At 69.6% G+C, this 7,681-nt stretch carries 8 protein-coding genes; 2 read left to right on the top strand and 6 right to left on the bottom strand.

Going from position 1 to position 7,681, the window contains the following annotated elements; genetic code table 11:
• Window positions 1–127: 127 nt before the first annotated feature.
• Entirely contained in the window at window positions 128–2,239 is a 2,112-nt protein-coding gene (locus H0W40_RS10680; RefSeq protein WP_292446009.1) for a TonB-dependent receptor, read from the top strand.
• 19 nt (window positions 2,240–2,258) lie between these two features.
• Here H0W40_RS10680 and pdxH read toward each other — a convergent pair whose 3' ends face one another.
• On the bottom strand, window positions 2,259–2,900 hold the full coding sequence (pdxH, locus tag H0W40_RS10685) for a pyridoxamine 5'-phosphate oxidase (RefSeq protein WP_292446011.1): 642 nt from the start codon (window positions 2,898–2,900) through the stop codon (window positions 2,259–2,261).
• A 133-nt stretch (window positions 2,901–3,033) separates the two neighbouring features.
• Here pdxH and H0W40_RS10690 point away from each other — a divergent pair, with 133 nt between their 5' ends.
• Window positions 3,034–3,672: a nucleotidyltransferase family protein gene (locus H0W40_RS10690; protein ID WP_292446014.1), complete on the top strand. Its 639-nt coding sequence runs from the start codon at window positions 3,034–3,036 to the stop codon at window positions 3,670–3,672.
• 50 nt (window positions 3,673–3,722) lie between these two features.
• On the opposite strand, the gene H0W40_RS10695 is transcribed toward H0W40_RS10690, so the two are convergent.
• The 5 genes from H0W40_RS10695 to H0W40_RS10715 form a co-directional block, all read right to left on the bottom strand.
• Window positions 3,723–4,397 carry a gamma-glutamylcyclotransferase gene (locus H0W40_RS10695; protein WP_292446016.1) on the bottom strand — a complete coding sequence of 225 codons (675 nt, stop codon included), beginning with the start codon at window positions 4,395–4,397 and terminating at the stop codon, window positions 3,723–3,725.
• Window positions 4,398–4,497: 100 nt separating this feature from the next.
• Window positions 4,498–4,893, bottom strand: a complete 396-nt coding sequence (gloA, locus tag H0W40_RS10700; protein WP_292446018.1) for a lactoylglutathione lyase — start codon at window positions 4,891–4,893, stop codon at window positions 4,498–4,500.
• Window positions 4,894–5,023: 130 nt separating this feature from the next.
• Window positions 5,024–5,590 (bottom strand): TMEM165/GDT1 family protein, encoded by a 567-nt coding sequence (locus H0W40_RS10705; protein WP_292446030.1) that lies wholly within the window; start codon window positions 5,588–5,590, stop codon window positions 5,024–5,026.
• A gap of 109 nt (window positions 5,591–5,699) precedes the next feature.
• Entirely contained in the window at window positions 5,700–6,341 is a 642-nt protein-coding gene (locus H0W40_RS10710) for a DsbA family protein (protein ID WP_292446020.1), read from the bottom strand.
• Window positions 6,338–7,342, bottom strand: coding sequence for an MBL fold metallo-hydrolase (locus tag H0W40_RS10715; protein WP_292446022.1), 1,005 nt, complete (start codon window positions 7,340–7,342; stop codon window positions 6,338–6,340). The genes H0W40_RS10710 and H0W40_RS10715 overlap by 4 nt, the downstream gene beginning before the upstream one ends.
• Window positions 7,343–7,681: the final 339 nt, after the last annotated feature.

Here is a 7,681-nt window from a genome sequence, read left to right on the forward strand (position 1 = left end):
GACAGGCGCGCGTGCACCGACGCGCAGCGCCTGCGTTCGCCGTAGCGCGCTCAGCTGCTTTCAGCAGCCGGTGGCCGCGCCCCGTGCCCCGCTCTCCTTTACGGAACCGCTTTTCTGCGGACACCTCATGCCCACCTCCCTTCGAAACACCGGGGGCGCCGCCCTGCGCCCCGCATTTCCCCTCGCCCGCAGCGCGCTGAATGCCGGCTGCCTGTGTGCGCTGGCCGCGGCACTGCCGGCACTCGCGCAGTCGACCCCGCCGGCGGCATTGCCGCCGGTGGTGATCACCGGCAACCCGCTCGGCAGCGACAGCCTCGCCACACCCGCCAGCGTGCTGACCGGCCCCGGCCTGGTGCTGCGCCGAGCCAGCAGCCTGGGCGAAACCTTGTCCGGCCTGCCCGGCGTCTCCTCGAGCTGGTTCGGCCCCAACGCCAACCGGCCGGTGATTCGTGGCCAGGACGGCGAGCGCATCCGCGTGCTCGGCAACGGCGGCGCCACGCTCGACGCGTCGGCGTTGAGTTTCGACCATGCCGTGCCGATTGAGCCGCTGGTGGTCGAGCGCCTGGAAGTGCTGCGCGGACCGGCCGCGCTGCTGTACGGCGGCAGCGCGATCGGCGGTGTGGTCAACGCCATCGACAACCGCATCCCGAAGTCGCCCCTGGAAGGGCACGCCGGCGCGCTCGAGTTGCGCGGCGGCGGGGCGGCGCGCGAGCGCTCGACAAGCGCCCTGCTCGAAGCCGGCACTGGCACGGGCGGGACGGCCGGCCGCGGTTTCGTGCTGCATGCCGACGCCTTCAAGCGCCGCACGGACGATCTGCGCGTGCCCGACTTCGACCGCCCCGTCGAAAGCGGCGGCAGCGAGCGGCGCGACCGCATCGTCAATTCGGCCAGCGATGCCGAAGGCGGCGCGCTCGGTGGCTCCATGGTGTGGGGGCAGGGCTACCTCGGTGCATCGGTCGATACCTATCGCAACGACTACGGCATCGTCGCGGAGGAAGACGTGCTGATCCGCATGCAGCGCGACAAGCTGGCGCTGGCCGGCGAGTGGCGCGAGCTCGGCGGCGCGATCCGCACGGTGCGTGCGCGCCTGCAGGCCACCGACTACGAGCACGAGGAAGTGGAGGGCACAGGCGAGGTGGGCACCACGTTCGGCAACAAGGGCGAGGACGGCCGCATCGAACTGGAGCACGCGCCGGTTGGCGGTTTGAAGGGCGTGTTCGGCCTGCAGGGCGAGAGCGCGAAGTTCGAGGCGCTCGGCGAGGAGGCCTTTGTGCCGAACACCGAGACGCGGCAGTGGGCGCTCTTCATCCACGAGGAACTGGCCCTGGCCGGCGCCTCGCGGCTGAGCTTCGGGGGCCGTGTCGAGCGCAGTCGCATCGAGTCGAGCGGCGACGCCGACTCGGCCGAGCCGAAGTTCGGCGCCGCTCAGGACCGGCGCTTCACCGCCATCAGCGCGGCGCTCGGCGGCGTGTGGGACCTGGCGGGCAGTCTGGGCGACGGCTGGCAGGCCACCGGCAACCTCGCCTATACGGAGCGGGCGCCGGCGAGCTACGAGCTCTACGCCAACGGCGTTCACCTCGCCACATCGGCGTTCGAGCGCGGCGACGCCGACCTGGACCTGGAGCGCGGCGGCAACCTCGACGTGGCGCTCGAGTGGAAGTCCGGCGCTCGCCGGCTGCGCGCCGGCGCCTTCGTCAGCCGCTTCTCGAACTACATCGCGCTGCTGCGCAGCGGTGAGGCCGACTTCGTCAGCGACGAGGGCGACAGCTTCCCCGTCTACGCCTTCGAAGGCGTGAAGGCCCGCTTGCAGGGGATCGAGCTCGAAGGCGCATGGCGGGCCATCGACGACGCCAAAGGCAGCCTGGATCTCGAAGCCCAGCTCGACGCGCTGCGCGCCGACAACCGCAGCACCGGCGAGCCGCTGCCGCGCATCGCGCCGCTGCGGTTGCGTCTGGGCGCCGCCTACAGCCTAGCCGGCTGGACCCTGCGCGGCGACGTGGTGCGCGCTCAGCGCCAGAGCCGCGTGCCGGCGGACGACGAGAGGACGCCGGCCTACACCCTGTTGAATCTGGCGCTCAGCAAGCAGCTCACGGTCGGCTTTAGCGATGCGCTGCTGTTCGTGCGGCTCGACAACGCGACGGACGAGCTGGCCTTCAACGCCGGCTCGATCGCGACCGTGCGGGAACTCGCACCGTTGCCGGGCCGATCGCTCAGCGCGGGGTTGCGCATGAGCTTCTGAGCGCTTTGCCCCGCGCCGCTTAAGGAGCCAGCCGCTCGCGCAGCCAGCCGCCCTCTGGCTGCTGCGTGTAGCGCAGCCGGTCGTGCAGACGGCTTCTGCGGCCCTGCCAGAACTCCCAGCGGTCCGGCACCAGGCGAAAGCCGCCCCAGTGCGGTGGCCGGGGCGGCTGACCCAGAAAACGGGCGGCCGCCTTGGCCGCGCCGGTCACCAGCACCGTGCGTGACGGGATCACCCGGCTTTGCGGCGAGGCCCAGGCGCCGAGGCGCGAGTCGAGCGGGCGGCTGTGGAAGTAGGCGTCCGACTCTTCGGCGCTGGTTTGCTCCACCCGACCTTCGATGCGCACGACCCGTTCGAGCTCGACCCAATGGAACTGCAGCGCTGCGAACGGATGGGCCGCCAGCTCGGTGCCCTTGCGGCTCTCGTAGTTCGTGTACCAGACAATGCCGCGCGCATCGAGCCCTTTGATCAGCACCACGCGCGTCGAGGGTCGGCCTTCGTCGCCGACGGTCGCCAGCGTCATTGCATTGGGCTCGGGCAGCTCGGCCTTCAGCGCCTGCGCCAGCCAGTGTTCGAACTGCGCCAGCGGATCGGGCTCGGACTGCGCCTCGTCGAGTTCGTCCTGCTCGTAGCTCTTGCGCAGATCGGCGATGTTCTGGTTCATGGGCAAAAGTGTAGGGTGCGCGGGCATCGCTTCAGCGCCGCAGGGGGTGACCGCGGCTCGCGCCATCGACGGGTTCATGGGAGCATGCGAACGGCGCAACAAGGCGCGCTATTCGACAAGGCCAGGAATCAGCGTGATACCGCAACCCGTAGTGGTCGTGCTCGCTGCCGGCAGCGGTTCGCGCTTTGCCGCCCACGCGCCGACGGCCGGCCACAAACTGGCGCAAACCTTCGCTTCAACGACCGTGCTCGGCCGCACCCTGACCGCCGTGCGGCAGAGCGGCCTTCCGTTCGTGGTCGTGACGATCCCGGCCTTGCTTTCCATCGTCTCGGCCGAGGCTGCCGCCCGCGACATCGTGCTGTTGGTCGAGGGCGATACCGACGCGCCGCTTTCCTGGGGCATGGGCCACTCCATCGCTGCGGGCGTCTCTTCGAGACCGCAAGCGCCGGGCTGGCTGGTGCTGCCGGGCGACATGCCGCTGGTGCAGTCGGCCAGCCTGCGTGCGGTGGCTGCGGCACTCGGCGAGCATCCGATTGCCCATGCGCAGTACCGGGGCCAGCGCGGCCACCCGGTCGGGTTTCGCGCCGAGCTGTATGCAGAACTGGCCGCACTGCGCGGCGACGAAGGCGCGCGCGGCGTGGTCGCGCGCCATGCGGCTCGAGGTGTCGAAGTGGACGACGCAGGCGTGCGCCTCGATCTGGACACTGCCGACGATCTGGCCGTGCTGCATGCGCTGCACGCCCGAAACAGCGGTGCACTCGAGGGCGGTTGACAGCGTTTTGCGGAACACGCAACAACGCCTTGCGCCGAAGCCGAACCGGCTCAGACCGCCAGACCGTGTCGCCTCGCCAGCGCGAGCTGCCGCTCGACGGCGTGATCGCGAATGCCGTGCCGGTGCAGGCAGCGGGCGGTTTCCACCAGATAGTCGAGCGTGCTGCCGAAGCGGCCACGGGCGTGGCGCAGGATGCGCACGAACGCGTCCTCGTCGATCTCTCCGGTGTAGTTGGGGCTGCGCTTGCTCAGCGTGAAGGCCAGCGCGTTCACGGGGCCCTGGGAGGTCTGGCATTGCAGCCACTTCGGGTCGTACACGCCGCTCGGCATTTCACGCTCCCACAGGCGCCGCAGTTCCCCGTCGGCGCGTGAGCGTTCCACCCGGTAAGCCATGCCCTGGCAGGACCCGCCCGCCACCAGCGCGAACACGAGCCCCGGCTGCTGCGGTGTGCCGCGGTTGACGCGCGAAGTCATGCGAAGGGCGCGGTGATGCCCGTGCACGCGCGCCAGGCGCTGTTCGCAGGCATTGAATTCGGGGCGCCAGATCAGCGAGGCATAACCGAACACCCACAGGTCCTGCGTCGCGTGAAGCCGGGCGAGGGTGCCGGCCAGCAAGGCTTGCGGATCACGAACGGGGGCGGCGATCACGACCCCTTCGGACGGCGAGCAGGCCGCCGAGGGCAGCGTCGTCGATGTCGTCGAGGGATTGTCGGGCGGGGTCAGCATGGCAACGAGAGTGCGGCTCGGACACGCCATTGTCAATATTGCCGCCGCACTCGCGCGCGCAATAACGCCGGGAAAACGGGCGCTGCTTCGGCCTTGCCCGTCAGGCCCGCTCGATCAGCTCGATCTTGTAGCCGTCGGGATCGGTGATGAAGGCAATCACGGTGTCGCCGCCCTTCACCGGGCCCGGCTCGCGGGTGATGGCGCCGCCCAGGGCCGCGGCCCGCTCGCGCACCGAAGAGCAGGTGCCCGCCACGTCGGGCACGCCGATGGCGATGTGGCCATAGGCGCTGCCGAGATCGTAGGCATCGACGCCGTGGTTGTAGGTCAGCTCGATCTCGGCGTGCTCGGGATTGGTGCCGTAGCCCAGGAACGCGAGGCTGTACTTCTGTTCCGGCCGCTCGGTGGTGCGCAGCAACTGCATGCCGAGCACGCCGGTGTAGAAGTCGATCGAGCGCTGCAGGTTGCCGACGCGCAGCATGGTGTGGAGGAGTCTCATCGCGGGGGCTTCGAAAAGAGTGGGGAACGGGCCGTCAAGGGTAGCGCGCAGGCGAGCGCCTGTTCGGCGGATGGAGTTGCTGCCCCCGTTGCGCGGCTCGGGCTCGATGCGCTGGTCTGCTCGCCGCTTCTCACCCGCCCACCCCTGCAAGCACCAGCACACCGAGCAGCGCGAACACCCCCGCCGTGCCGCGCCGCACCCACACGAGCGGCAAGATCTTCATCGCCCTCTCGCCGATCAGCACGGCCGGCACGTTGGCCAGCATCATGCCCAGCGTTGTGCCGGCAGTCACCGTGAACAGCATGGCGTACTTGGCGGCCAGCATCACCGTGGCGATCTGGGTCTTGTCGCCCATCTCGGCGAGGAAGAAGGCCAGGACGGTGATGCCGAAAACGCCCAGGGCCGAAGTCGGCGGCGTCCGGGTGTCGTCGAGGGTGTCCGGCTTGAGCGCCCAGGCCGCCATGGCCAAGAAGCTCAACCCGAGGCCCCAGCGCAGCGCGCTTTCGGGCACAACGGCCTGCACCCAGGCGCCGAACGCGGCGGCTGCGGCGTGGTTGGCGAGCGTGGCGACCAGGATGCCGAGCACGATCGGCAATGGCCGGCGAAAGCGCGCTGCCAGCAGCAGCGCGAGAAGCTGGGTCTTGTCACCGATCTCGCTGAGCGCGACGACGCCGGTGGAGACGGCGAACGCCTCCAGGCTCACGCTCGCTCCCGCGCCGCTTCGCCTGCAACCGAGCGGATCTCGACGGGAGTTCCCTTCGTGGTGCCTGTCGCTGAACCGGGCTCGGAGCGGCTTTGCACGGGGCTCATGCGGCGAACGTCCGCTCGAGCCGCTCGATCAGATCGGCTGGCGCGAGCCAGCCCGGTGCCACTGCATGCGCTTGCCCGTTTCGCACTGCCAGCAGCGTCGGGAAACCTTGAATGCCCAGGCGCTGCGCAGTCGCGAAGTCCTGGCGCGTGGCGTCGAGGCTTGTCGCCGCCTGGAACTGCAGTGCGAAAAGTTCCAGGTCGATGCCGGCATCCTGCGCAAGTGCGCTCAAGGTTTCAGGGTCGGTCGTGTCCCGGCCTTGCGCGTAGAAGCCGGTCTGGATCGCGTGAAACATGTCGAGCGCGCGCTCTGGCCAATGCTCGCGCGCGGTGACGACGGCTCGGCAAGCCGGCTCCGTGGTGTAGAGCCAGCCTTCGCGTGCGAGGCCGGCCGGCGAAAAGGGCTGGCCGCTGCGAGCCGCGACCTGTTCCCAGTGATGCTGGATCGATGCTCGCAAGCGGGCATCGAGCAACTCGCCGGCCGGCCGCAGGCCGCCCATCAGCAACTGCACCGGCAGCGCTGGCCAGCGCTCGCGCACCGCAGCCAGGCTCGGCGCAAAGCCGTAGCACCACGAGCACATCGGGTCGGCGACGTAGATCAGCGACCAATCGTTGGTCGGCGCCGCGCTCGGGCCGCTCATGAGTTCGGCCGGGCCGTGGTTGCCGGCTTGGCATCGCGCGCTTCGCGATCGAGCCACAGCCCCAGGCCTTGCGCGTTGAGTTCGATGTCCATCGCCAGCAGCACTTCGATCTGCGTGTCGTCGAGCGTGCTGCCGTGGGCGCGCATGCGCTCGCCGTAGAGCGCGACGAGGCCCTGCATCAGCCGCTGGTGGCGCTCGGGCGCCGTGAGCAGCGGCCGCGCCAGCGCGACCATCGCGTCGATCTGTTCGCAAAGGAGCCCAGCCAGGCGCGGCACGTCCGTGACGCAACCGTAGTGCGTCACGTACATGCAGGCCGGCTGGCGTTCGAGCAGGCGCGCGACCGAGGCTTTCAGCGCTTCCGGCTCGAACTGCGTCGGTGGGGTGGTCGGCAGCAGGTAGCGCCCGCGCGGGGCCTCGAACTCCGGATACGACAGGCCGAAGGTATCGCCGGTGAACCAGCCGCGGCTGGCCTCGTCCCAGATGCAGTGGTGGTGGCGCGCATGGCCGGGCGTGTCGATGAACACGAGCGGCCGGCCGGCCAGCGCCAGCGTCATGCCGTCGCTGGTTTCGAGCACGCGCTCGGCGGCGATCGGCTGCAGTACACCGTAGTCGCGCGTTGCGGTCTCTTCGCCGTAAACAGCTCGCACGCCCGCCAGCAGCACGCTCGGGTCGATCATGTGGCGCGCACCTCGTGGGTGCACCACCAGCCTGGCGTTCGGCAGGTGCTGCATCAGCGAGCCGGCGGCGCCGGCGTGGTCGAGATGAACGTGCGTGACGATCAGGTAATCGACCGCCTCGCATGCCACGCCGCGCGCATCGAGCGCACCGAGCAGGCGCGGCAGTGCGTCGTTGGTGCCGGTGTCGATGTAGGCCGCGCGGCCGGCTTCCACGATTAAGTAGGCGGCGTCGAATCGCGGGCGCACGAAGCCGGTGTCGATGGCGTCGATGCCATGGCCCAACGGCTCGAGCCATGAAGGGCCGCTGGAGGTGTTGTCTTGCATGGCCTCATTCTAGAAAGCGCCCGTGCGGCCCTTCAGCGGAGTACGGGACTGCTCGACGTGCGGAGCTTGCCTGTGCGACAATCCTTGTTGCGCTGCAAAAAAGCAGCCTTCCGGGCTCAGTGTTCAAGGCCCGGCCTCTTGCATCGTCACCAGTCCCGGCCCCCAGCTTTACGCTCACCCGTTCTCACACGGGGCCCTGCACCCTTCGGGTGTATCCGTCTGTTGGTCGATGTGTTGACCAACCTGCCGCGCGCTCCATGCGCCCGGCGAAGACGGACCCGCCGGCAACCCGGCGGGCAATACTCGCGTGACTTCTGCTTTTACGACTTTCGAATCTTT

The sequence above is a fragment of the Methylibium sp. genome, from assembly GCF_013817345.1.
Taxonomy (GTDB): domain Bacteria; phylum Pseudomonadota; class Gammaproteobacteria; order Burkholderiales; family Burkholderiaceae_C; genus Methylibium.

Bases quoted from the DNA above. Each gene is read 5' to 3' on its own strand.
- H0W40_RS10680 (WP_292446009.1), top strand. From the start codon at position 128: ATGCCCACCTCCCTTCGAAACACCGGGGGCGCCGCCCTGCGCCCCGCA.
- pdxH (WP_292446011.1), bottom strand. From the start codon at position 2,900: ATGAACCAGAACATCGCCGATCTGCGCAAGAGCTACGAGCAGGACGAA.
- H0W40_RS10695 (WP_292446016.1), bottom strand. From the start codon at position 4,397: ATGCTGACCCCGCCCGACAATCCCTCGACGACATCGACGACGCTGCCC.
- gloA (WP_292446018.1), bottom strand. From the start codon at position 4,893: ATGAGACTCCTCCACACCATGCTGCGCGTCGGCAACCTGCAGCGCTCG.
- H0W40_RS10710 (WP_292446020.1), bottom strand. From the start codon at position 6,341: ATGAGCGGCCCGAGCGCGGCGCCGACCAACGATTGGTCGCTGATCTAC.
- H0W40_RS10715 (WP_292446022.1), bottom strand. From the start codon at position 7,342: ATGCAAGACAACACCTCCAGCGGCCCTTCATGGCTCGAGCCGTTGGGC.